Annotated in this window: 19 protein-coding genes and 6 pseudogenes; 17 read left to right on the forward strand and 8 right to left on the reverse strand. The window is 62.7% G+C overall.

All coding sequences use genetic code 11. From position 1 onward, the window contains the following. Window positions 1-38 precede the first annotated feature (38 nt). Complete coding sequence (locus C3E79_RS00370; protein ID WP_108403129.1) at window positions 39-1,709, forward strand: DUF885 domain-containing protein; 1,671 nt, start codon at window positions 39-41, stop codon at window positions 1,707-1,709. Between the two features lie 243 nt (window positions 1,710-1,952). Beyond that, window positions 1,953-2,552: a TetR/AcrR family transcriptional regulator gene (locus C3E79_RS00375; protein WP_108403130.1), complete on the forward strand. Its 600-nt coding sequence runs from the start codon at window positions 1,953-1,955 to the stop codon at window positions 2,550-2,552. Window positions 2,553-2,559: 7 nt separating this feature from the next. On the opposite strand, the gene C3E79_RS00380 is transcribed toward C3E79_RS00375, so the two are convergent. Beyond that, on the reverse strand, window positions 2,560-4,029 hold the full coding sequence (locus C3E79_RS00380) for an amino acid permease (protein ID WP_108403131.1): 1,470 nt from the start codon (window positions 4,027-4,029) through the stop codon (window positions 2,560-2,562). 373 nt (window positions 4,030-4,402) lie between these two features. Here C3E79_RS00380 and C3E79_RS00385 point away from each other — a divergent pair. Then, a pseudogene (locus C3E79_RS00385) lies at window positions 4,403-5,152 on the forward strand (aldehyde dehydrogenase family protein); the annotation flags it as partial. Between the two features lie 48 nt (window positions 5,153-5,200). On the opposite strand, the gene C3E79_RS00390 reads toward C3E79_RS00385, so the two are convergent. Next, window positions 5,201-5,467, reverse strand: a complete 267-nt coding sequence (locus C3E79_RS00390; RefSeq protein ID WP_108403133.1) for a hypothetical protein — start codon at window positions 5,465-5,467, stop codon at window positions 5,201-5,203. Between the two features lie 160 nt (window positions 5,468-5,627). Between C3E79_RS00390 and C3E79_RS11775 the strand changes: the two are divergent. The 4 pseudogenes from C3E79_RS11775 to C3E79_RS00410 all read left to right on the forward strand — a co-directional run. After that, window positions 5,628-6,819: pseudogene (locus C3E79_RS11775) on the forward strand (ISL3 family transposase); the annotation flags it as partial. A gap of 49 nt (window positions 6,820-6,868) precedes the next feature. Further along, a pseudogene (locus tag C3E79_RS00400) lies at window positions 6,869-8,219 on the forward strand (IS256 family transposase). A 33-nt stretch (window positions 8,220-8,252) separates the two neighbouring features. Further along, window positions 8,253-8,396 (forward strand): annotated as a pseudogene (locus tag C3E79_RS00405) (ISL3 family transposase); the annotation flags it as partial. A gap of 2 nt (window positions 8,397-8,398) precedes the next feature. Further along, window positions 8,399-9,236, forward strand: a pseudogene (locus C3E79_RS00410) (ISL3 family transposase); the annotation flags it as partial. A 210-nt stretch (window positions 9,237-9,446) separates the two neighbouring features. Here the strand turns inward: C3E79_RS00410 and C3E79_RS11225 are convergent. The 3 genes from C3E79_RS11225 to C3E79_RS11230 form a co-directional block, all read right to left on the reverse strand. Continuing rightward, window positions 9,447-9,872, reverse strand: coding sequence for a hypothetical protein (locus C3E79_RS11225; protein WP_146183435.1), 426 nt, complete (start codon window positions 9,870-9,872; stop codon window positions 9,447-9,449). Between the two features lie 93 nt (window positions 9,873-9,965). Further along, window positions 9,966-10,313 (reverse strand): hypothetical protein, encoded by a 348-nt coding sequence (locus C3E79_RS00415; RefSeq protein WP_108403134.1) that lies wholly within the window; start codon window positions 10,311-10,313, stop codon window positions 9,966-9,968. Between the two features lie 96 nt (window positions 10,314-10,409). Next, window positions 10,410-10,841, reverse strand: a complete 432-nt coding sequence (locus tag C3E79_RS11230; RefSeq protein WP_146183436.1) for a hypothetical protein — start codon at window positions 10,839-10,841, stop codon at window positions 10,410-10,412. A 505-nt stretch (window positions 10,842-11,346) separates the two neighbouring features. On the opposite strand from C3E79_RS11230, the gene C3E79_RS00420 reads away from it, so the two are divergent. Further along, window positions 11,347-12,663 carry an ISL3 family transposase gene (locus C3E79_RS00420; protein WP_108403135.1) on the forward strand — a complete coding sequence of 439 codons (1,317 nt, stop codon included), beginning with the start codon at window positions 11,347-11,349 and terminating at the stop codon, window positions 12,661-12,663. Between the two features lie 113 nt (window positions 12,664-12,776). Here the strand turns inward: C3E79_RS00420 and C3E79_RS00425 are convergent, their stop codons facing one another. Then, window positions 12,777-15,026 (reverse strand): ATP-dependent RNA helicase, encoded by a 2,250-nt coding sequence (locus tag C3E79_RS00425; RefSeq protein ID WP_108403136.1) that lies wholly within the window; start codon window positions 15,024-15,026, stop codon window positions 12,777-12,779. A 406-nt stretch (window positions 15,027-15,432) separates the two neighbouring features. Here C3E79_RS00425 and C3E79_RS00430 point away from each other — a divergent pair, with 406 nt between their 5' ends. From C3E79_RS00430 to C3E79_RS11235, 6 genes are all read left to right on the forward strand, one after another. Beyond that, window positions 15,433-17,037 carry an FAD-dependent oxidoreductase gene (locus tag C3E79_RS00430; RefSeq protein WP_108403137.1) on the forward strand — a complete coding sequence of 535 codons (1,605 nt, stop codon included), beginning with the start codon at window positions 15,433-15,435 and terminating at the stop codon, window positions 17,035-17,037. Window position 17,038: 1 nt separating this feature from the next. Continuing rightward, complete coding sequence (locus C3E79_RS00435; protein WP_108403138.1) at window positions 17,039-17,299, forward strand: metal-sensitive transcriptional regulator; 261 nt, start codon at window positions 17,039-17,041, stop codon at window positions 17,297-17,299. Between the two features lie 24 nt (window positions 17,300-17,323). Beyond that, the gene (thpR, locus tag C3E79_RS00440; protein ID WP_108403139.1) at window positions 17,324-17,857 is read left to right on the forward strand and encodes an RNA 2',3'-cyclic phosphodiesterase; all 534 of its coding nucleotides are present in this window, start codon (window positions 17,324-17,326) and stop codon (window positions 17,855-17,857) included. A 120-nt stretch (window positions 17,858-17,977) separates the two neighbouring features. Continuing rightward, window positions 17,978-19,645 carry an LGFP repeat-containing protein gene (locus tag C3E79_RS00445; protein WP_244280437.1) on the forward strand — a complete coding sequence of 556 codons (1,668 nt, stop codon included), beginning with the start codon at window positions 17,978-17,980 and terminating at the stop codon, window positions 19,643-19,645. After that, window positions 19,638-20,150, forward strand: coding sequence for a hypothetical protein (locus C3E79_RS11535; protein ID WP_235840716.1), 513 nt, complete (start codon window positions 19,638-19,640; stop codon window positions 20,148-20,150). Before C3E79_RS00445 ends, C3E79_RS11535 begins: the two co-directional genes overlap by 8 nt. 1,061 nt (window positions 20,151-21,211) lie before the next feature. Beyond that, window positions 21,212-21,784 (forward strand): hypothetical protein, encoded by a 573-nt coding sequence (locus tag C3E79_RS11235; RefSeq protein ID WP_146183422.1) that lies wholly within the window; start codon window positions 21,212-21,214, stop codon window positions 21,782-21,784. Between the two features lie 293 nt (window positions 21,785-22,077). Here C3E79_RS11235 and C3E79_RS00460 read toward each other — a convergent pair. Both C3E79_RS00460 and C3E79_RS11240 read right to left on the reverse strand, forming a co-directional pair. Then, a pseudogene (locus C3E79_RS00460) lies at window positions 22,078-22,359 on the reverse strand (DapH/DapD/GlmU-related protein); the annotation flags it as partial. After that, entirely contained in the window at window positions 22,350-22,493 is a 144-nt protein-coding gene (locus C3E79_RS11240; protein ID WP_158268511.1) for a hypothetical protein, read from the reverse strand. The gene C3E79_RS11240 and the pseudogene C3E79_RS00460, both read right to left, overlap by 10 nt. A gap of 35 nt (window positions 22,494-22,528) precedes the next feature. On the opposite strand from C3E79_RS11240, the gene C3E79_RS00465 reads away from it, so the two are divergent. Genes C3E79_RS00465 through C3E79_RS00475 form a run of 3 tightly spaced genes read left to right on the forward strand, consistent with a single transcriptional unit; the run spans window position 22,529 to window position 24,495 of the window. Further along, the gene (locus C3E79_RS00465) at window positions 22,529-23,176 is read left to right on the forward strand and encodes an alpha-ketoglutarate-dependent dioxygenase AlkB (RefSeq protein WP_108403140.1); all 648 of its coding nucleotides are present in this window, start codon (window positions 22,529-22,531) and stop codon (window positions 23,174-23,176) included. Between the two features lie 11 nt (window positions 23,177-23,187). Further along, entirely contained in the window at window positions 23,188-23,892 is a 705-nt protein-coding gene (locus tag C3E79_RS00470) for an SDR family oxidoreductase (RefSeq protein ID WP_108403141.1), read from the forward strand. Further along, the gene (locus tag C3E79_RS00475; RefSeq protein ID WP_108403142.1) at window positions 23,893-24,495 is read left to right on the forward strand and encodes a LysE family translocator; all 603 of its coding nucleotides are present in this window, start codon (window positions 23,893-23,895) and stop codon (window positions 24,493-24,495) included. It abuts the gene before it with no gap. Window positions 24,496-24,498: the final 3 nt, after the last annotated feature.

A 24,498-nucleotide genomic window follows, 5' to 3' on the forward strand; every position in this document is an offset into this window, starting at 1 on the left:
ATGGCAGTTGGGTGGACAGTTGGATAGACTCTGCCACCATGAAGCGAGAGCAAACGGGGCGGGCCCCATCGCTGCTTGATGCGACCTGCGAGGATTTTGTCTACGATCTCGTCGAATTATCCCCAACGCTAGCCACGCGAATCGGGCTCGAGGGCCACGACCAGGAGTTGCAGGACTTCAGCCCCGCGTACTGGGACAAGATGGCAGAGAGGATCCGCGACCTTCTGGCCGATGTCGATGCGCTCAACGACAACACCGATGAATCCGACGACGAGGACGATTTCGATCACGTCGACAGCCTCACCGCCGCCATCCTGCGTGACCGCATGATTCAGGAGCTCGACCTGCACCACCGCGGCGAAGACCTGCGGATGCTGAACAACATTGACTCACCGATCCAGCACATCCGCGACGCGCTCGCGCTGATGCCGAAGATTACGGCGGAAGACCTCGACAACGTCGCTGCCCGGCTGACCAAGGTGCCCGATGCCCTCTCCGGCTACCGCGATTCCCTCGCCGAGGCGGCGAGCCAGGGTGATGTGGCAACCCACCGCCAGATAGACGCGGTGATTAGCCAATGCGAGGCCCTCGGGGGAGAAGGTTCGATGCTCGAGCGCCTCGGCGTGGAGGCGGAGTCCGACCCCGTGGCCTGTGCCAAGCGCGCCTTCGAGGAGATGGCGGACTGGCTCTCCACCGAGCTCTCCCCGATGGCCTCGCACGACGACAGCGTCGGGCGCGACCGCTACGAGTTCCTCTCCCAGTTCTTCCTCGGCCGCAAGGTTGACCTCGACGAGACATACGAGTGGGCGCTCGACCGCCTCCGCGAGGTCGTCTCGCAGCAAGAACAGCTCGTGCGCTCGATGTTTTCGGAATCCACGACGATCCACGCGGCGTTTCGCAAGCTCAACGAGGAGGGCCGCTACGCGCTGCGCACCAGCGACGAGCTGCTGGAATGGATGACAGATTCCGTCCGCGAGGCCTACGCGGTGCTGCAGCGCAACTGCTTTACCATCCCCGCCGGCGTCGAGCGCCTCGACTGCGCCATCGACCCGGCGGCCTCGGGCGGGCTCAGCTACACCCCGCCCAGCGACGACCTCGTCCGCCCGGGCACGCTGTGGTGGTCCATGGCCGAGGGTGACAACATCTTGCATACCTGGCACGAGCTCACCCACATCTTCCACCAGGGCGCACCCGGCCACCACGTCATGCACGCTACGGCCCTTAGCCAGCGAGGGGACCTCAACCTGTGGCGCCGCGCCGTCTACACCAACGCCGCCCACGACGAGGGGTGGGCGCTCTACGCCGAGCAGCTCATGGGCGAGTTTGGCTACTTCGAAGAGCCGGCGATGAAGCTCGGCCACCTCGACTCGAAGCGCCTCCAGCTCGCGCGCGTGATCGTGGACATCGGCGTCCACCTGCAGAAGAAGACCCCGGACAAGACCGGGGTGTGGGACGCGCAATACGCCAAGGCGTTCCTGCGAGACAACACGGCCATGCCGGAGTCGCGAGTGAGCTTCGAGCTGGACCGCTACATGGGCTGGCCGGGCCAGGCGCCCGCCTGCTGTGTGGGCTACCGGGCCTGGCTCGAGCTGCGCGAGGCCGCGCGCGGGCGCGGGATGAGCCTGCGCGAGTTTCACGACGAGGCCCTGCGGCTCGGCTCCATGCCGATGGATATCCTCGCCGAGGAAATCCTCGGCGAGGACCGCTAGGTATCTGGCAAAACGCACGACGCGGATCAGGCAGATGAACTGGATACGGGCCACAGGTGGTCCTGCTGCGCCAGCGACGGCCCGCGCGCTCGAAGATGGCACCGAGGACGACGGATGCGGGCGCTACGATGAGCCAACGGGTTACCGTACTCACCCAGGAAATGCTACTCCGGGTGCCCGCTATGGCCGGCAGAAGTATTCCATATCTAAGTATCGGCCACGCGGGTGTGTCATTATAGGCCAATGACTAACTCCGATTCACACGCCGCGGAGCGCCCCCGCGTCGGCCGCCCGAAGCGCCGGGCCGCCACCGAGGAAAAGATCTACCGTTCGGTGCTCAAGATCGCCCGGGAGAAGGGCTTCGGCGCCGTGACCATTGACGCCGTCGTGGCCGACTCCGGGGTGGCAAAGACCACGATCTACAGGCGCTACGACGATCGCGTGGACATGCTTATCGACGTCCTGCGCCACCTCACCCTCGATGTCCCCGCCGAATACCCCACCGACCAAAAGGGATTCGAGCGCTACATCGTCAACCTCCACGACCACCTGGAGAACAAGATCGGCTTGCGGCTCATCGGCGCGCTGGTCTCGAGCTCGGAGGAGTTCCTCGAGGAGTGGCGCGAGCGCGTCGTCGACGAACTGGTCTCGGGGTTTAGCCGCTACTTCTCCAAGGGCGTGAAGGCGGGCAGCTTCGCCGAAGGGGTTAACGGGGGTGTCATCGCCACCATGGTCGTCGGCAGCGTGCTCACGCGCGCGGTGTTCGACCTGAAGAACCGCGAGCGGCACGCCAAGGCCGTAGCCGCCATGCTGTGGCCGATCATCTCGGTGAAGACGCAATAGCGGCGCGCTACCCCAGGGTCAGCGTGCCCCCCGCCAGGCCGAAGACGGCGGCGATCGCCCCGGCCGCGATGAGCGCGACGACGCCCCACTCGAAGGCGTTGAAGGCTCGTTCGCGCCGGGCGATGCGGGTGAACACGTACGGGATGAAGCCGGGCACCACGGCCAGCGCCCCGAAGAGCACGTAGACGGGGTCGGCGGCGTAGATCAGCCAGAGCGAGTAGATCATGCCGACCACGCCCACGGCGAGGTGGGCGCGGTCATCCCGCGGGGAGGCGGCGGGCCCGGAGTCGTCGAAACGCGTGCCCGCGTGCGGGTGGGTGAGCCCTTTGCCGCGCACGGCGAGGAGCACCAAGTAGAGCGAAGAGAAGATGTACGGCAGCAGGTACATGATGGTGGCCAGCTGCACCATCGAAGTATACGAGGCCTCGCTAACAAAGAAGATGATGACGAAGGCCTGGATCACCGCGGTGGAGATGAGCTGGGCGGCAACCGGCGCGCCGGCCGCGTTGGTGCGGCCCAGGCGGTGAGGCAGGATGCCGTCGCGCGCCATCATCACGATGGGTTCGGCACACAGCATCTGCCAGGAGACGTACGCGCCGAGCACAGACAGGCACAACCCGGTCGAGACCAGCGCGCCGCCCCAGGGCCCGACGACGGCCTCGAGGACCGCGCCCATCGAGTTCTCCGGCAGGGCGGCGAGCTCCTCGCGGCTCATCACGCCGTAGGAGAGGGTGGATACCGCCACGAGCAGGGCGAGGACGGAGAGGAAGCCGACGACGGTGGCGCGACCGACGTCGCTACGCGTGCGCGCCTGCTTGGAGTACACGCTCGCGCCTTCGATGCCGATGAACACCCAGACGGTAAAGAGCATGATGCCCTGGAGTTGTTCGCCGAACGGGAGCCCTTCGCCCGCGCCCCAGAAGTCGAGGGTGAAGGTGTCCCAACGAAAGCCGAGGAAGGCCACCAGCACGATGAAGCACAAGATGGGCACCGTTTTAGCCACCGTGGTGACCACGTTCATGAGAGCCGCCTGCTGCACCCCGCGCGTGAGCATGGCGAAGATGACCCACGTCAGCGCCGATGTCGCCACCGCGAGAACCGCGTTGTTGCGCAGCACCGGCACGTAGTGGCCGATGGTGGAGAAGAACAGGTTGGCGTAGCCCACCTGCGCGATGACCGAGCCGAGCCAGTAGCCCCACCCCGAAGTAAACCCGATGAAGTCACCGAGGCCCGCGCGCACGTAGGAGTACACGCCAGAATCGAGGTGGGGTTTTCGCTGCGCGAGGATCTGGAAGACAAACGCGATGGAGAGCATGCCGACGCCCGCGATCGCCCAGCCGACGAGCATCGCGCCGGGGCTGGCTAACGAGGCGATGTTCTGCGGCAGGGCGAAGATGCCGGACCCGATGCAGGAACCGATGATGAGCGAGACCAGGGTCCACATGGTGACGGTGTGGGTCTTCGACGCCGTTGTCATGTTCCCAGAGAATAGTGTGTGACAGTTCAAAGAAGGAAAATGGCCGCGGTGGTGCTCCCGCGACCTTCACGGCTCTGGTGCCAAAACCTCACGGCGTCCGGCGTTGACCGCCGCGGGTAGCGAACTCGTCGAGCAGGTCGAGGACTTCGACAGCCCGGCATGCTCGCGTCCGTTTGTCCAGCATCGCTGATGCCAGGATTCCCGTGCTCTCCCGTGCATCCAGTGCCTTGCGCACACTGACCTGCGTTATGTTCAACTCGTCGGCGACAATCCTGGACGTAACCACCGGGCGCCGCAGCAACAAAGGTATGAGCTTCCACACCAGCGCATCACCACGGGAGCTCACGTCCCCCTCCCACTCACCTCTCAAGACGTTGAGCTCGGCGGCAAGAACCCGAACGTGATCTTCGCCGATGCCAACTTCGACGCCGCCATCGACAACGCAATGACCGGGGCGTTCCTCCACTCCGGCCAGGTGTGCTCGGCGGGCGCGCGGATCGTCGTGGAGGAGAGCCTCCACGACCGGTTTGTCGAGGAGTTCGTGCGGCGCACCGAGCGCATCAGGATCGGCGGGCCGCGTGACGACGCCGCCGAGACCGGGCCGCTGATCTCCGTCGCGCACCGCGAGAAGGTGGCGGCGTACGTCGACAAGGCCCGCGAGCAGGGGGCGAGCGTGCTCACCAGCGGCAGGGTGCCCACCTCGGAAGACATCCGGGGCGAGACCGACCTGACCGCCGGGATCTACTACCTGCCGACGATCCTGGATCAACGCACCCGCGACATGGACTGCGTGCACGAGGAGGCGTTCGGGCCGGTCGTGACCATTGAGACGTTCGGGACCGAGGACGAGGCCGTGGCGATCGCAAACGACACCGACTACGGGTTGGCGGGCGCGGTGTGGACCTCCGACGCGGGCAAGGCCGAGCGCGTCGCGCGCCGCTTGCGCCACGGGACGATCTGGAAAAACGACTTCCACCCCTACCTGCCGCAGGCGGAGTGGGGCGGGATGAAGCAGTCCGGCAACGGCCGTGAGCTCGGGCCGACGGGACTGGCCGAGTACCAGGAGCTCAAGCACGTCTACACCACCCTCGCTCCCGCGGTGACCGGGCAATTCAAGGGGTAGGGTCAAACGGTTCACGGCAGACGTACCCGCTCGAGTCCACCGTCTTACCTACGACCTGTTGCGGCAGTCGAGGTACCTGTTGCCGTCTTGGCCTTCCCGATTACTTGACTGATAACCGAGGCGGGCGTCCATCTCCGCTTGCAGGCCACTGGCCAGTAAGGCCTGCAGCATGCAGCGCACCGGGTCGTTGGCGTCGGTTGCTGAGACAGCCAACTCCCGGATCAGCGTGGCCACCTCGGGGGTGTCCAAAAGCTTCTTTTCGATCGCATCAACCTTGGCCTTATCAACCGCGTCTCGTTGTGTCACAATAGTCATTCTGATTTATCTCCTTCGCGTGAGAGCAATCCGGTTCTTCGCGTTTTGGAGTGCGTAGCTGACCGCAGAGCCCGGTCCGGGGTGGCACAACGTGTAGGGGTCCTGGCCGGTACAAGATGAGAGTTACAACGCTTCCATCTGACCGAACCAGGACCCCACTGTGCAGCCTACTGGCAACCTCGTCGCAGACACCATCTGCCGTACCGCGGAAATCGGCCTGACCATCACCGGAGCCGCCGACGCCGGAACCTTCACCATCATCGACGCCGCCCCGGTAGCTGTGGCCACCACCTGTCCCGAGTGCCGACACCCCGGGAAGAAACGTGATCACGTGGTCCGCCGACTGGTTGACCTGCCGGTGGTGGGGTTTCCCACCCGCCTGCACGTTCGTGTCCCCCGATTCACCTGCACCAATCAACAATGTCGGCGGAAAATCTTCCAAGCCTGCCTCAACTGCGCCAATGACGGGGCCACGCTCACCCACCGGGTCACCGGCTGGATCCTCCAACGACTGGCCATCGACCGGATGAGCGTGGCCGCCACCGCCAAGGCCCTTTGGGCGTGGGCTGGGAGTTGGTCAATCAGGTCGCTGTGGACGCCTGCCGGCAGCTCGTCTACGACAACCCCTCCCATCTGGACGGGGTGCGCATCCTCGGGGTGGATGAGCACGTGTGGAAGCACGCCCGAAAGCCAGGCCAGCCGTCGAACCTGGTGACGATCCTGGTCGACCTCACCCCGCTGGCCGACGGGACGGGGCCGGCCCGATTGTTGGATATGCGCCCGGGGCATAGTGCGGACGTGCTGCGCACGTGGCTGCAGGAACGCGACCCTGGTTTCCGTAGTCAGGTGCAGGTGGTGACGATGGACGGCTTCACCGGCTACGCCACCGCCGTCGACCAGGTTCTACCCCAGGCGAGGAAGGTGATGGATCCATTCCACGTCGTGCATCTGGCAGCGGACAAGCTCACTGGTTGCCGGCAGAGGCTCCAACGGGAGACCACGGGGCGTCGTGGACGCAAGGTTGATCCCTTGTACAAGCACCGGCGGACCTTGTTGACCAGGACGAATTACCTCACCGAGCGGCAGAAACAGCGTCTGGACTTGTTGTGGGCCACCGATGGCGACTACGTGGTGCTCCGAGGTGATGTGGATGGCTCTCACAGGATATGATCCAGGCCTACGGGCACCCGAAGAAATCGGAGGGCAAGAAGTTGATGGAACGGATCATCAACACCCTGTGTAAGGGCGTGCCGAAAGGGTTGGAGGAGCTGGCCCAGCTGGGTCGGACGTTGTGGCGTCGGCGCGAGGGGGTGCTGGCTTACTTCGACATCGGGGCGTCCAGCGGGAGGGTGTCAGGAAGTTTGTGTGTGAGGCTCTGATCTAAAAGGAGTTTCACCGATAATGACTACGGTGTCACCGAAGAAAGGCCACGACCCGGCAAGGGTCAACGAGATCAGCGAGAAGCTGATGGAAAATCCTGAACTCGCCAGCTTGATCGGCGAGTTGTCCACCTCCACTGACAATGCAAGCGATCTGGTCAAAGGCCTGTTGCAGGCATCGATCAACGCTGGTCTGCAAGCGGAGATGGATGCACATTTGGGCTACGGCCATGCCGACCGTAAGGCGAAAGCCCGGGTGGAAACCGCACAGGAGAGCAATCACCGCAACGGGTCGTACACCAAGACCGTTAATTCTGGGTACGGCGCGTTGGAAGTGACCATGCCGAGGGATCGTGCCGGCACGTTTGCTCCAAAGATGGTGCCCAAAGGCTCCCGTCGGCTCACAGAGCTCGACGACATGATTATCTCGCTGTACGCCGGTGGGATGACCGTGCGCGATATTCAGCACCATCTCGCCACCACCCTCGGGGTGGATATGAGCCCAGATACGATCAGCACCATTACCGACGCGGTGTTAGAAGAGGTCATGATCTGGCAAAACCGCCAGCTCGACGAGTTCTACCCAGTAATCTTCCTCGACGCGCTGCGAGTGAAGATCCGCGATGGCCACCGCGTGGTCAACAAGTCTTGCTACATGGCGGTAGGCGTCGACATGGACGGCATCAAACACATCCTGGGATTGTGGATCGCAGACAATGAAGGCGCCAGTTTTTGGGCATCCGTGTGCGCTGACCTTGCCAACCGTGGGGTCCAAGACGTGTTCATCGTCTGCTGCGACGGGCTTATAGGCCTGCCGGAAGCCGTGGAGGCAACCTGGCCGAATTCCATGGTGCGAGATGAGTATCGTGCACCTGATCCGGGCGGCCAACAGGTGGGTGTCCTACCAAGACCGCAAACCCGTATCAAGTGCGCTACGGGAGGTCTACACCGCACCGAACGAGGACACCGCCCGCGCCGCCCTGGACGCGTTCGAGGCGTCCGAGCTGGGACGGAAGTATCCGCAATCGGTCAAGGTGTGGCGTGATGCGTGGGATCGGTTCGTGCCGTTTCTGCAGTTCCCGCCTGCGGCACGGCGGGTACTCTACACCACGAATTCGATCGAATCGCTGAATGCTGAACTGCGGAAAGCCACCCGCAACCGCGGCCAGTTCCCGAACGATACCGCGGCGCTGAAGACGCTGTGGCTGATGATCTGCAACATCGAGGACAAGCGCGCTGCCCAGCGAGCGAAGAAAGCCAAGCGCGCCATCGAATGCAACGGCTATATTGAAGGAGCGAAAGCCACCGGGTGGAAACAAGCCATCAACCAACTAGCCGTGGCTTACCCCGACCGATTCGCGGACTACTTGTAAACCAAGCCCCCCGCACACAAAGAATCGGACACCCTCTCCAGCGGGCTGGTCGAGGCGATCAATGGCCGGCTAGAGCATCTACGTGGAATCGCTCTGGGGTTCTGCAACCTCGACCACTACATCTTGCGGTGCTTGATTCACTCCGGGCAGCTGCACACCCGGATCAACGCACTCTAAATCGTGAAGAGCCGTTAAAAGTCATCGGCGTGGACGAGCATGTGGGGCGTCACACCCTCCAGGGGCGACAAGTACGTCACCGTCATCATCGACCTCACCGGTGTACGCGACGGGACCGGGACAGCTCGGCTGCTCGGACATGATCGAGGGCCGCTCCAAGGCCGTGTTTAAAGACCTGGCTGGGCCAGCGCGACCAGGCCTGGCACGATGGCATCGAGGCCATCGCCATGGACGGGTTCACGGGTTTTTAAGACCGCTGCCGTCGAGGAGGTCCCACAGGCGGTGACGGTGATGGACCCCTTCCACGTGGTCCACCTGGCCGCCGATGCCCTGGACGAGTGCCGACGTCGCACCCAGCAGGACATCTTCGGCCGCCGTGGCCGCGCCGGCGACCCGCTGTACCGGGCCCGTCGCAGCCTGCACACCGGAGCCGACCTGCTCACCGACAAGCAGATCACGCGCCTGCAGGACTTGTTCGCCGATGAGCGTCACACCGCGGTCGAGGTCACCTGGAGCGTCTAAAAGCGGATGATCGCCGCCTACCGCGACCCCGACCGAGCGACCGGGAAGGCCACCATGACCGCGCTGATCGACACCATCGCCACTGGTGTCCCGGCCGGGCTGCCCGGGGTCGCCCGCCTGGGGCGCACCCTGGCTCGACGCGCCGACGACGTGCTCGCGTTCTTCGACCGCCCTGGCACATCCAACGGCCCCACAGAAGCGATCAACGGCCGTCTGGAACACCTGCGCGGCATCGCCCTGGGCTTTGGCAACCTCGCCCACTACATCGCCCGCAGCCTCCTGGAAGCCGGCGGGTTCAAACGACACCTACACCGTTGATTGGGAAGAGCCCGATAACAGTATTGGCGACACCATCAGCAGCGTCCAACAGGCCCCTTGCCCTCATCACGTCACGGTGCGCAGCAGTCGTCTACTTCGACAGCTTCGTCAAAACCAACCGGTCAGCTTCAGAAACAGGCAATGCAGCAGCAGGAGCACTCATGAACACAACATACCCCACAACCAGCTATCCATTTGAGAGATACGCCGCTAGGAAACATGCACCTTGAAGAGCTTTGAGTGATTCAAACTATTGATGTCGATGGTGTATCCGCCAGAACCACTCTTCGTTCGAAAACTTACGACTGTTCCATCGTTGAGCGTGATACTGTTGGGAACGGCGGTATCACCGTTCAAGAAAGCTGAGCCATGCGTTGCGCCGCACCACAGACGCCATACCGCTTCATCATTGGGAGCCTGCCATACCCGTCCGTCTCGCCTGTAAACGCCATCAAGATATGAGCGCATTTGGTCGAAATTGGTATAGTGAGTGACATAGTTGTCTCCTGGGCAGTCTCGCACGACTGGTTGCGCTTCGGCGATTGGAGAAGCGACTGCGGGAGCAATTAGAGCTAGTCCGATAGCAGCGAGTGCGGGAATGAAAGCGGTTGCGTTCTTACGCTTAGAGAATTCCATTGAGGGTACGTCCTTAAGAGGCTGGTTAGTTGTCTGCTGGTGAAGGAGTCTTGGATTCATCGCTACTACTGCGTATTTTCTCGTCGGGTGGCTTTACGATGTTTCTTCCCGCGCGCCGTCTTCCCTCTGGGGCCATTCCCCGGTCGGCCGAATGAAGGTCTCCATCATGGCCCCTACTGGCTGTGGATCGGAGAAGATTTGGTCGGCCACCTCGGCGGGGTCCCAATCGTCGGGGAGGTCAAGGAAACCCCCCTCCACCTTGCCGACGGATATCTCCGGACTCTTCTTGAGCACCCTCAAAATGGCCATGACCTCTTCGCGACTTGCAAAGTGCGAGTTGCGGCCATTAGCGGCTAGCGCATCCGCAATGCTCGCCCAGTCGCCGATTTCGGCCATGTCGGCGAGGATATTAGCGATTATTTTCTCAGGATTGGTTTCCATGTATTTTCAGCTCCTTCGCGATTTGGACTTGAAGTGCCGTCGATTTTTGCACTTCTCAAAGTATTAACATAAGGATGGCCGCCTTCCTACCAGACCTTAACACAGTTCAACGCGATCGATTCGACCCCATGCAAAGGATATGTTGTGGCGTGTTCCGTCGACGACGAGGTGACAAGCAGAATCGGGTGCAAAGGCCATAACAACTTTGATGCGTAAGTCAAAACCGCAGTTATTGTAGACCTGAACGAAACCCTTTTCCCAGACGGCGTTAATGCAAGATGGTGCCAGATCCCCAGCGTAGGTGGTTGTCGCGCCCTTGGCGTTATGGGTCTGAGGAAGTTCCGCGATGATCGATTCCCAAGGTTCGTCGTTCGAAATCTTCATCGACTCCCCAGAGGAAAGAATTCTTACCCGCTCCGACGCGTCTAACAGGTTGGCTTCGACTTGTGCGGAGGCAGTCGGTGTATTAACTGCGCATGCTAGGGCAGTAAGGAAGGCTAACCCTGCTGCGATGGTGAAGTTCTTCATATGTACTCCGATTCAGTAGGCGCTTTGATTTAAGGGGAGCCCAGGGATGGCTTGTGGTGGATGCTGCCACGGCACCCAAATTGCTATGTCAGCTGCAGGGGGCGGCCGACGTCCACAGTGTAGCAGATTTTTGTATTTTAACACCTTCGCTCGTCCCTGTTTTTCCGGATGCTGGTGCGCAATCTGCAACTTCGGGTACTCCGTGTGACTCGGTCAGTCCCCTGGTGGTGTACCTCGCTCTTGATCCTTTGCTGGTGGTTGAATGGGTAGTTGCGTCATGTCATCAGTGTTCACCGCCGTCGCCTAGTTGGTGTCGTTGCTGGTGGTCTGGGGTAAGGCGGCAGAGGATGAGCACTTTCCGCCCTAGGTGGTAACATGGCTCTACAGGATTGAGAGTGCGTAGCTGACCGCAGAGCCCGGTTCGGGGTGGCACAACATGTAGGGGTCCTGGCCGGTACAAGATGAGAGTTACACCGCTTCCATCTGACCGAACCAGGACCCTACAATGCAGCCTACGTTCAACCTCGTCGCCGACACCATTTGCCGCACCGCGGAGCTGGGATTAACGATCACCGATGCCGCGGATGCCGGCGAGTTCACGGTCATCAGTGCTCGTCCCATCGACTCCTGCGACAAGTGCCCGGGCTGCGGACACACAGGCCGGCTGCGTTGTCACGTCGTGCGCCGGCTGACCGATCTTCCCGTCGTCGGCTTCCCCACCAGGCTGCAGGTACGCGTGCCGCGGTTCCTGTGCCTGAATCAGTCCTGTGCCCAGCGGATCTACCAGGGCGAACTGGCCTGCGCCGAACGCGGGCGCACCGTCACTGGCCGGGTGACCCGCTGGATTGTGCAACGGTTGGCGATCGACAAAATGAGTATCTCCGCCACCGCCAAAGCCCTGGGCTTGGGCTGGGACCTGGTCAACGACCTCGCCCTGGATGCCTGCCGGCACCTGGTCTACGACGACCCCGGCCACCTTGCCGGGGTGCGCGTGCTGGGCGTGGACGAGCAGGTGTGGAAGCACACCCACCGGGCCGGTGAGCCGGACTCGTTCGTCACCGTGCTCGTCGACATCACCCCCGTCATCGACGGCGCCGGACCGGCCCGGTTGCTGGACATGGTCCCGGGTCGTAGCGCCGCGGTACTTTGCGATTGGCTCAGCCAGCGTGGGCAGGGCTTTCGCGACCGGGTCGAGGTTGTCACGATGGATGGGTTTGCCGGCTACGCCACCGCCACCAAACAGGCCCTGCCGCGGGCGCAGGCGGTGATGGATCCCTTTCACGTGGTGCACCTGGCCGCCGACAAGTTGACCGTGTGCCGACAGCGCCTGCAGCGGATGACCACCGGGCGGCGGGGCAAGAAAAACGATCCGTTGTATAAGAACCGGAAAACCCTGTTGACCAGGATTGACTTCCTGACTGATCGACAGCATCGGCGACTCGAGCAACTGTGGGCCACCGACGAAGAGTACGTGGCTTTGGAGGTGACGTGGTTGGTGTATCAGCAGATCATCGCCGCCTATCAGCACCCGAAGAAAGCCGAGGGCAAGAAGCTGATGCGGAAGGTGATCAGCGCGCTGCGTTCATCGACGATGCCGAAGGGGTTAGAGGAGATTAAGCAGCTGGGAAACACGCTGTACCGACGCCAGAAGGACGTGCTGGCGTATTTCGATATCGGCGCGTCCAACGGGCCCGTCGAGGCGATCAACGGGCGCCTGGAGCATCTGCGCGGCATCGCTTTGGGGTTCAAGAACCTCGGGCACTACATCTTGCGATCCTTGATCCACTCCGGACAGCTGCACACCAAGATCAATGCACTCTAAATCGTGAAGGGCCAGTAAAGAGCTTGCTGGAAACGTTCGTTCCGGGTGGCGATGGCGCGGCGCAAAGCCTTCTTGAGGCGTGGCAGACGGCTCACCCTGAATCGTCCTAGTGCTCATTCCTTCCGCATGTGTCTCTTCGTCCGCGCCGTCGCCGCCGCCGTCCACGGGTCCTCCGGCCAGGGGTGCTTGGGGTAGCGCCCGCGCATCTCTTTGCGTACCTGAAGGTAGGGGCCGTTCCAGAAGCTCTCCAGGTCGTCGGTGACGGCCAGCTCGCGCCCGGCCGGGGAGAGGAGGTGGAAGAGCACCTTCACCCCGGCGCACGTCGGCGACTGCGCCAACCCGAAGCATTCCTGCAGCTTGACGCGCACGACCGGACGTCCCATCGCGTAGTCCACCCGCGGGTGCGAGCCGCTGGGCACCGCGAGACGCTCCGGGGCGAGCTCGTCCAGCCGCGCGGCCTCGGGCCAGGGCAGCTGCCGCATCAAGGCCGAGCGCATGTCGAGCCTGCTTATCGACGCCCCCTTGGCCACCTCCCCAATCTCTGGCGAGTAGTCCCCCTCCTCGACATTCGGCCAGGGCTCGCCAATCCGCTGGTGCAGGAAGTCGATGCGGTTTTTGAGCTGTTGCGCGCCCTCGTCCAGCGTCAATGCGTCAAAGTCGAGGCCGGCCAGTGCCTCCATCGCTTCCTCGGGGGTGAGCCTTACCGGCGTGGAGCTCAGCTCGATCGCGCCGATCGCGGTGACTTTCCGGCCGCGCACTGCGCCGTCGATAAGCGATGCCCTGGTGTCCTCTGTGATGCGTTCGGCGGGCAGGGCATAGGGCGCCGCGGAGCGGATCACCGCCCCTTTCTGCGTGAGCTGGACCTCGGCGGCCGCGATCCACTCGGGTTGTCCCATTCCGGCGTCGAGGGTGGCGCGGGTGCCGCTGGCCAGCAGGTAGCCTTCGTCGAGGCGCTTGGCCACCCAGCCCGGGTAGGCCGCGGCGACGACGTCGCCGGCCGGGACGGGATCGGTGTGGGGGACCAGCTTCTCCAGGCGGCGCACCTGGTTGCGCGGGGCACGCGCCCGCGATAGGTCGCCGCCCATCCCCTCCGCGAGCGCCGCGACGGTCTCCGCCGCTCCGCTTCCTTGGCGCAAGAGCGCCGCACCGAGTCGGGGATCCAGGGGCAGCGACGCGAGCTTCCGCCCGAACTCGGTGATGCCCGAGCCGTCCAGCGCGCCGAGCTCTGCGAGGGTGGCCTTCGCATCCTGCATCGCCTGCGCCGGTGGGGCATCGAGCAGAGGCAGGTCGGGCGAGCCCCACGCCGCCATCGCCAGCGCGGCCGAGGTGAGGTCGCTGGTGGTGATCTCCGGGGCGATGTCGGGGGCGAAGTGCTGGTAGTCGGCCTGCGAGTAGGCCCGCACGACGGTGCCGGGGCCGAGGCGGGCGCCGCGGCCTGCGCGCTGGTCGGCGCTCGTCTTCGCCGCCGAGACGGTCACCAGGCCGGTCATGCCGCGGGCGGCATCGCGACGCGGCACCCTTGATAGCCCCGCATCGACGACGCGGCGCACGCCGGGAACCGTGATGGAGGATTCCGCGATCGACGTGGCGACGACGACGCGTGATGTTCCGTGAAGCGCCCGGTCCTGTTCCGTGCTTGTGAGGCGGCCGTGCAGGGGCGCGGCGTCGTCGACAAGCGAGCAGACGAGCTCGACCTCGCGCACGCCGGGAACGAAGACGAGGGTGCGCTCGTCGGCGTCGCACAGCGTGGCGACGTGCCGGTAGAAGTCGCGGCTTCCTTGCGCGCGCTCGGGGTGCGGGGCGTACTCGATGCTAAGCGGGTGGGTGAGTGCCTGCGTGCGCAGGATCTGCGCGCCCAGGTGGTCGGCGAACCTCTGCGCGTCGAGGGTCGCTGACATCGCTGCGAGGTAGAAGTCCTCGCGCAGGATGGCGACCTCCATGCACATCGCGAGTACCAGGTCGGTGTCGAGCTGGCGCTCGTGGACCTCGTCGATGACCACGGCGCCCACGCCGTCCAGGCCTGGGTCTGCGAGCAGCCGGTTCAGCAGGACGCCGGGGGTGCAGAACTCCACCAGGCGCCCGGGGGCGTGTTCGCCGCGGATCGAATATCCCACGCGGTCGCCGAGCTCGCTTTTGTCAAGCTGCGCTAGGCGTTGCGCGGCGGCGCGCACGGCCACCCGGCGTGGCGCGGTGACCAGCGTCTTTCCCGCTTGGTTGGCGATGGCCGGCGGGATCAGCGTGGTCTTTCCCGTACCCGGCGGGGCCTCGACGACGAGCGGGCCGCGGTCCGGCAGCTGGTCGATCACCGCGGCGACGGGCAGGCCTTCGCCGATTGTGGCGAGGTCGAAGGCGGCGGGGGACATGGGTTCCAGGGTAGCGGGCGCGGTGTCGCCGCAAAGTCATACACCAGGAGTCATACACCCAAAGGCAGATAGATCGCCGTTGGAAAAGGAGTGACCAATCGGTGACGGTGAACTATCTGCCTTTGGGTGTATGAGTCTCGCCGGGCCGCCCCGCGCCGGGGGAAGATGTGGCACTCGGGCCCTAGCCCCGACAACCCCACCCCCTTGCGCCCAATATACCCCCCGGGGTATAGTCACGCTCATGTGTTACCCGACGACATGCAACACGTGCCACAAGACCACCTGGGCCGGCTGCGGCCAGCACATCGACAGCGTCAAGGCGCAGGTCCCCGCGAACCAGTGGTGCACCTGCCCGCGAGAGGCCCCCAAACCTAAGTTCCGGCTCTTCGGATAGGAGAAAAGTCCCATGACAACCACAGTCATCATCGGCGGCGTCGCCGGCGGCATGTCCGCCGCCACCCGCCTCCGCCGCCGCGACGAGGACATGGAGATCATCGTCCTCGAGGCCTCCGGCTACGTTTCGTTCGCCAACTGCGGCCTGCCCTACCACCTCTCCGGCACCATCGAGCAGCGCGAATCGCTGCTGCTCCAGACCCCCGAATCCCTCAACTCCCGTTTCAACCTCGACGTCCGTGTCAACACCCGCGCGACGAAGATCGACCGCGACGCTCAGACCGTGACCACCGAGGCTGGGGAGACCATTTCCTACGACTACCTCGTGCTTTCCCCGGGCGCGACCCCGGTGCGCCCGCCCATCCCCGGGATCGAGCGCACGCTGAGCCTGCGCACGGTCGAGGACCTGGACGCCATCAAGGCGGCAACGCAGGGCGCTTCCAGGGCCGCGATCATCGGCGGCGGCTTCATCGGCCTCGAGGTCGCCGAGAACGTGGCGCACCGCGGCGTCGAGGTCACCATCATCGAGGCCAGCCCCCAGATCATGGGCCCGCTGGATCCCGAGATGGCCGTCATCGTGAAGAAACGCCTCGAAGACAATGGCGTCACGGTGCTCACGTCTACCGCCGCCGCGGAGTTCACCGAGCAGGGCGTGACCCTGAGCGATGGGACCACCATCGACGCCGACGTCGTCATCGCCGCGATCGGCGTCAAGCCCGCCAGCACACTCGCCTCCGAGGCCGGCCTCGAGGTCGGCGAGCGCGGCGGCATCGTCGTCGACGACCACATGCGCACCTCCGATCCGCGCATCTTCGCCGTCGGCGACGCCACACAGAAGCGCGACGCCGTCAATGACGAGCCGACATTGGTGCCGCTCGCCCAGACCGCCAACCGCCACGGCCGCCTAGTCGCCGACGTGATCACCGGGCGCGACACCGCCGCCCGCCCCGTGCTCGGCACAGCGGTTGTGGGCCTGTTCGGCCTGGCTGCGGCATCGGTGGGCTGGAACGAGAAGCGCGCCCGCGCCGCTGGCCGCAACGTGCGCACCGTCTACCTGCACCCGTCCAACCACGCCGGCTACTACCCGGGCGCGAGCCAGATCCACCTCAAGCTTGTCGTCGACGCCGACACGGATGCCATCCTCGGCGCCCAGGCCATCGGCGAGGACGGTGCGGATAAGCGTATCGACGTCATCGCCACCGCCATGCGCGGCGGGTTGAGCGCCTCCGACCTGGCAGACCTCGAGCTCGCCTACGCCCCGCAGTTCGGTTCCGCGAAGGACCCGGTCAACATGGCCGGCTTCATCAACGACAACATCGCCGGCGGCGAGCGCACGGTGGCCTACCACGAGATCGAGAAATACAAGGAAGACGGCTGGCAGCTTGTCGACGTCCGCACGCCCGCCGAGTACTCTAAGGGCACCATCACCGGGGCGATCAACATCGAGCTCGATTCGATCCGCGACCGCATCGACGAGTTCGAAGGCCAGAAGGTCGTGGTGTTCTGCCAGGTCGGGCAGCGCGGCCACACGGCGGCCTCCCTGCTGGCGGGCCGCGGCATCGAGGTCGCTAACGTCGGTGGAGGGTATCTCACGTGGAGCTTTGGTCAGGAGGTCTAGGGTGAAATTCGACGAGGCGGAGATAAGGCCGTCGATAAGCAGGCTCAAGCGTGCGCGCGGGCAGCTCGACGCCGTAATCCGCATGATGGAGGAGGGACGCGACTGCGAGGAGATCATCACACAGCTCGCGGCCGCGGACAAGGCGGTAAGCCGCGCGAGCTACCAGGTGCTTGTGCGGATGATGGAGCGCTGTTTGACCACCGACGGTGTGGATAGTCCAAATGTTGCCGACATGGAGAAGATGTTCCTCTCTTTCGCCTGACTAAGGGCTAAGATGAGCGTCGTCATGAGACGCCTATTCGCCGCCGTCTTGCCGCCGGACGAGGTCAAGGAGCACCTTGTCCGCGCGTTGCGCCCCATCCGCGAGCTCTCCTCCGAGCTGAGGTGGGTGGATCCCGATACGTGGCACCTCACAATGGCGTTCTACGGCAACCAACCAAATGACGCCGCCGCGGTGACCGACCACCTTGCCCAAGCCACAGCTTTTCGACGCCCCTTGCGCCTCCACCTGAGAGGAGCGGGGGCGTTTGATCGTCGTACCCTCTGGATCGGAGTCGGCGGGGACAAGCCGCAGCTGCGCGAGCTGATGGCGGATTGTTCGGTGGAGGTTGACAAGCGGCAGCGGGCCCACCTCACGGTTGCCAAACGTTGTAGCCGCACCCGCGATGTGTGGCTGATGGATGATCATTCCCGGGCCCTGTCTGTGTACTGCGGTCCCGAGTTCTGGGTCGATGAGGTCCACCTCATGGAGTCGCACCTGGGTAAGGGGCGCGGTGGCGGACCGCGCTACGAGATCGTGGATACGTTTTACCTGCGCTAGGAGGTTCGTGTGGGCAGTTTTAGAGAACATTTTTGCAGATTGTACTGCGGCATTGACAGGCAGCTTGTAGCCTAAGGGCAGCCAGCGCACATCACAACACCAGGAATTCAGAGGAATTCAATGAAACTGCAGGTAAAGAAGTATCTAGCAGCTTTGTCCATCCTTGTCTTCATGGCCGCGCATCCCACTGCCGCCACAGCCCAGACCGCCTCATCAGGCTCATCCTTACATGACGGCATCTCCCCACCGGAGACGAATGAGGGGCAACCTATACCGGATACGGCCGGAGAACCTATAGCAGTACCGTTGGAGGGTCCTTTCGCCGAGTGGGGTATCCCGACTCCTCCCGGGGCTGAAGGCTACGAGGTTAACCAGGTCACGCAGGAAGAACTCAATCCCCAGGGCCTGGATCAGTGGCACCCCACTAACGATCCACAAAGCGAGATCATTCCGGGGCAGATGCGCTCGGACAAAGAAGAGGTCCCGGCAGGGGTCAGCAAGGCTGATGCAGATCAAGCTGAGGTTAAAGAGGCCAGGCTGACCAGCCCGGATACCCCTACGCTGAATGCCCGACCAGGATGTAGCGTGTATTGGCCGGCACCGTTTGAGGTCTGCGGCGCAATTAAAAATCTCTACGACTCCATCGGTGGACCAACCAGTTTCTTGCTTCTTCCGAAGTCTAATGAGCTGGTCAACCCGGACGGGGTGGGAAGGCGCTCCGAGTTTGTTAACGGGTTTATCTACTGGCATCCCCGCACGGGTGCGCACAGTGTGAGCATCCCCGTGTCCACGGTGTGGCAGCGGCACGGGTGGGAAAACGGGTTCCTTGGCTACCCCACCACCAGCGACATCTCACTGGGCAACCAGTGGTACGTCCAACACTTTGAAGGCGGACACGTCTACACGCATAATGCGCTACCTGCTACGCAGGCCAGCATCCAGGGAGCTATCTACGACAAGTGGCAATCCATGGGCGGACACAACAGTGATCTTGGCTTTCCCATCAGTGATGAGTTGACCACCCCAGACGGAATCGGACGCTACAACGTCTTCGAAGGCGGAATGATCTACTGGACACCACAACACGGAGCACACCCGGTTACGGATCCTGTGCTTCTTGATTGGGCCGCAGCGGGTTACGAGAAAAGCTCCTACGGATACCCCACGGGAGACCCGAAAGACGAGGGGGTATCTGTCACTCAAGACTTTGAAGGTGGCACTTTGGAGTCTTTCAAGGTAGAAGAGATGCCAGGTGGTGCGCTCATCGGTACTATACCTTACCTGGAGTTTCCCAGTGACCAGCTAGCAGCAGAGTTCTTCGACCGTGTGGAGGCTGGACTGGAAAGTATCCCTAAACCGGATTCGGTTAGTCTCCAAGCGGCAGGGAAGAGGTACGGACCTTGTGAACTTTCGATAGACTCCCCGCATGCTCGCAAAAGCTCCGCATTTAACGCGGTGGGCTTCAAGCCCCGCACGAAATGCTCTGAAAGGGTACTTAAGGTAATGCACACTAATACGTTGCGCTATAAGTACTTTGCAACATGGCGAAAGGCACCAAATCTAAGAGGCAGGTATGACCCCGCTCCAGATTACAAGTACAATCAAAATTCCAGCCTCCCGTATGAGTACTCAACTCTAGATTTGGAACAGGATTGTGCTGGTCGAGGTGTTGAAACCTTGTTCGTCGGCGTAACAGAAGGAAAGATTGTTACCACGACTGGTACTTTTTACGCACGCGTGTATAGCAAACCCAGCCGCGTAGGATGTAAGATCCCCGGCAATGACTGACAATATTCCCCGCGTTGTTGCCCCGCCTCGTATCTATCTGGCGTATGTGAAACGTTTTCGCCTAGATACTCCCCGCCATCCGCTACAAATCCTGGCTGGGGCTAGTTTCGAGGAAAAGACGGTCCTCGACTGGATCGATGAGGGGAAACGGATAAACCACGATATTTGGTACGAGGACATTCCCATCGATGATTACCCTCATTCCGGCGCCGCACCGCGTGAAATCCTCGTCCAATTCACCGGCCCCTTTATGGACGAAGACCCCTGGAACCGGGATCTTCAATGGTCGGATCCGGTAGGACGTAAGGCTCGTGTCCCAGGAGATTTCCTGGGAATCGTGCGTCCCCAACCTGAACGGGAAGGAACACTAAACGAAGACGGCTACTTAGGCGATAACATGTACCTGTGGCGGGTCCCGTGCCCATGGAAGAGTCGTTTCTTGCTGTCACCGTTCACAGAAAGAAGTAACGAGAACATTAATTACGGTCGGCCTTACTCAGTTTGAGTAAGGGGCGAGCCGGAGGCAGCGAGGTGCTTCCGGGAAAAATCATCGCTGAGCTCAGCTTTGACTTCTGGCGCTTCCTCTTAAGCAGTTACTACCAGGCGAGCATTTGGCCTCAGGTAGAGAAGGCCTTGAAGCAAAAGCCCGGCAGCAGACAGCATTTTGAAGCTCTTGTAGCTACTATCTACGAGATGCGAAACAGGTGTTCTCACCACGAATCCATCGTTCAGCAAAGCGATATATCCCGCGAAACTGACTATCTCGACTCAATTGATAACGCTATCCAGATGGTGGCAAACTTCATTGATCCTGATGCTGCGACATGGATTAAGGGCAATTCCCGAGTCCCTACTGTCCGAGCGCAACGACCATAGCTGCCTACCGCAACACCAAGGCCGTCATCGACACTGGGGTGTACTTATAGACACAATGGCGCCCCTCAGCCACCACGCATTCCTCCGGTGAGGTTGGCTAATGGTTTGGATCGGCATTCGCGGCCTCTCCACGGGGACCCGTTTGCTTTGCGAAAACTCGTCTGGACCGGGGATCTCCACTGGGCTGACCGAAAACCTCGGCGGAAAGTAGACAATAACGTTTGCCCAGATAATAAGCACAAAACAGGCCATGCTCCGCAGGACCTAACCCCCTTCGCAGCAATTACAACCGCGAAATACGACGATGGGGGTGTCGGCATTCCAGCCAGATACGTTTATGACCCCTCGAAAGGAAACTTGCACGACTACTGTTCGTCTTCACCTGACTTCTTCGACCCGACGGCATCGCCAGATTACCCCTACGCTGAACGTGCTGTTATCGCGGATTTGCGCGGTTCATGCGCCCGTCATGATCTATGCTATGAGCAATATGATGCCGATTCGGGAATGCGCTACGCTTGCAACCGGCAGTTCGAAAAAGACCTCATCACAGTGTGCAACAACGTGTATGTAGACACCCCTCGAAACCTTCCCCCATGCCGCAGGAACGCCCGCATGTACTACGACGTAGTGGTAGTAGCACACCCTTCCCATTGGGAAGGGCACATAAGTAACCCTTAGAGGAAAAGCATGACTAAGACCTGCGTTTACAGACGCCAAAAGCAGCTAGCCGGGGCCGTATGTCTCACCGTTTTTGCGATTACAGTGCTGCCATCCTGCGGCAACCTTGTATACACGGACATTGAGGGGAAAACAGGGGTAGCCCTAAATGCAAGTAGCGAAATCGAAATCTATGTTCAGCCTTGCGGCACGAGGATAGACCAAATCACCATATCCGGGGAGTTGAAACAACCAACCAATGAACCCAACGATACCTCAGCTCCGTCCACAGGGGGTAATCCTGATTTTGGGAAGCTGAAAGCCGATGTTCCCCAACAGGACCTGTTTGCTGTCAACCTCAGTAGTCCCACCGCCCCATGGAAAATCGAATCGCCGATCAACCTGCCGGCAGATGAATCCGCGTGGCTTCTCATTAGTGCATTCTCGTCTAGTCAAGATAAAGAGACCGCGGGGGTAGCAGTGCAAAAAGAGTCGCTCCTCCAACTTCAGCCTGGTGAAATTCTCATCGGCAAAAGTACAGTTATAGGAGGGTCTGGGACCAGCATTGTCACACAGGAAGAGTTCAGCCAATGTGCTGACTAGATCTGGTTAAAATCGCCCCTCTGAGAGAGGAAATTTTTCGGGAGCCACAGACTGTAAAAGAATAGGGAATCTACCCGACCCCACTAGCAAGGTACTTGTACAAGGTAGTCCACCCGATCCCGAGTCGGTGGGGCCACCTCCGACTGAGGTACACCATCAGCTACCCACTGCCTAGGACTTGACCCGGCGGCAAACCAGGCTGTGGTGCGCTGCGCGTGGACGTCGACAAGCATTAATGCCCCTGACGCCGCCTACTCGAGCGAACGTTCTCTTGCATGTGAGGGGGTTTAAGTTCATAGCGAACGCTTCACCACGGCCGGTACGCCCGCCACGAGGGAGTTCGCGGGCACATCGGCTGTGACCACGGACCCCGCCGCGATCACGCAATTGTCGCCGATAGTCACCCTCGGCATCACCATCGCACCGGCGCCGAACCAGCAGTTATCGCCGATCGTGATCGGGTGGGCGATCTCCCAACCTGCGGCGCGCTTGGCGTGGTCGTCCACGGGGTGGCCCACGGTGATCAGTTGACACGCGGGTCCGAAAAGCGTTCCAGCCCCGATGGTCACCGGCGCGAGAAGATCGCGAGCGCCGATGCCGCAAGCACCACCAGCGGGGCAGCCCACGTGCCCTCGGAGAGGAAGTACGCCGCAACCACCACGGCGACCACGACAGCGGCGACGACGGCCACGTTGAAATCTCTGGTCATGCGGCTCACGCTACCAGCAGCGGTAGGTTGAGGGCATGCTTATCGACGCCTCCGCCCTGCCCCGGCCCCCTAAGCGCATCATGCCCGGTGTCGTGCACCTGCCGAACTTCCTGCAGCTCGAGCAGCAGGCGGAGTTGGTTGTGCAGGCGCGCGAGATCGCGCGCAGCGTCGCCGGTACCCCGGTGGCGATGCGCCGCCCGATGGTTGGAAAGGGCCAGATGAAGGCCTACCTGCTCTCCTTGGGGTGGTTCTGGGCGACGAACCCCTACCGGCTGGTCCGGCAGGTCGACGGCTACGCCGTACCGCCGGTCCCGGACAACTTCCAGGGCATCGCCGATCGCGTTCTCGCCGCCGCCCGCGAGGTCGACGAAGCGGTGGGGCAGTCGATCCGCGTGGAGACGGCTCTGGTGAACTTCTACCCGCCGGGCGCCGGCATGGGCGAGCACGTCGACGGCCAAGAAGAGGCCGAAAACCCGGTGGTGAGCCTGTCCATCGGCGACGATATCCTGTTTCGGATCGAGGGCCGCGAGGTGCTGCTCATGTCTGGCGACGCGCTGGTCTTCGGCGGACCCGCGCGCCGGGCCCGCCACGGGGTGGCAGGCGCCAGGGCCGGCACGGGACCGGCGGGCACGGGCCTGGCAGAGGGCAGGATCAACATCACGATGCGCCAGGTGCACAGATAAGGTGAGAGAGTATGGAACGCATTGCGGTAGTCACGGGCGGATCGGCAGGCATTGGTGAGGCGAGTGCTCGGGCACTGGCGGCGGACGGGTGGACCGTCTACGTTGCCGCGCGGCGCTACGAGCTCTGCCAGCGCATCGCCGAGGAGATCGGGGGTGTGGCGGTTGAGTTGGACGTGACTGATCAGGGCAGCGTCGATAAGCTGGCGGCGAAGCTGGAGCGCGTTGACCTGCTGGTCAACAACGCGGGCGGCGCGAAGGGGGTCGACTACCTGCGCGACGCCGACGAAGAGCGCTGGCGCTGGATGTACGAAACCAACGTCTACGGCACCGCCCGCGTGATCAAGGCGCTCTACCCGGCGCTGCTTGAGGCCAGCGGACTGATCATCAACATCGGCTCGGTTGCCGGCACCGACGCCTACCCCGGCGGCTCCGGCTACAACGCGGCGAAGTACGGGCTGCGCGGGCTCACCCGGGCACTGCGCCGCGAGGAGGCGAGCAACCTCATCCGCGTCACCGAAATCGACCCGGGCCGGGTGGAGACGGACTTCGCTGTCAACCGCCTCGGAAACGAGGAGGAAGCAAGGGCCGTCTACGAGGGCAAGCTCAACCTCACGGCCGAGGACATCGCGGAGACGGTGCGCTGGGTCGCCAGTATGCCGGCGCACGTCAACATTGACACGCTCAGCATCATGCCGCTGGACCAGGCGGAACGCTAGGTGCTTCCGCTCATAGGGGCGTGGATCGCGGGCATCGTCAGCCCCGGCCCCGACCTGTTCCAGATCATCCGTATGGGCACGAAGTCCCGGGCCGCGGGCGTGGCCTGCGCCCTGGGCATCATGGTGGGCAACACGGTCTGGATCGTCGCCTCCCTGGTGGGGCTCAGCGCGCTCATGCAGGCCCGGCCGGAGATCCTCGCCGCGCTCCAGATCATTGGTGGGGCCTACCTGCTGTGGATGGGCATCGGCGCGATCCGCAGCACGGGCGGGGCGGCACCGCGCGCCACGGCGGACGCGACCGTGGCGCGGGCGCTGCGCGCAGGCATCCTCACCAACCTCTCTAACCCCAAGGCGGTGCTGTTCTTCGGCGCGATCTTCGCCCAGTTCGTCCGCCCCGACATGGGTAGCGCGGCGATGCTCGCCATCGCGGTGACACTCATCGCCATCGGGCTGGCCTGGTTTATCGGCTTCGCGCTCGCGGTGCGGCAGCTCGCCGCCCCCATCGAGCGCTACGGCTTCGTTATCGACCGCGTCACCGGCGCCATCTTCGTCGCCATCGCCCTGTGGATGCTTCTCGAAGGGCTTTGCGCCGTCGCCCGCTAAGCT

Source organism: Corynebacterium liangguodongii (genome assembly GCF_003070865.1).
GTDB lineage: Bacteria > Actinomycetota > Actinomycetes > Mycobacteriales > Mycobacteriaceae > Corynebacterium > Corynebacterium liangguodongii.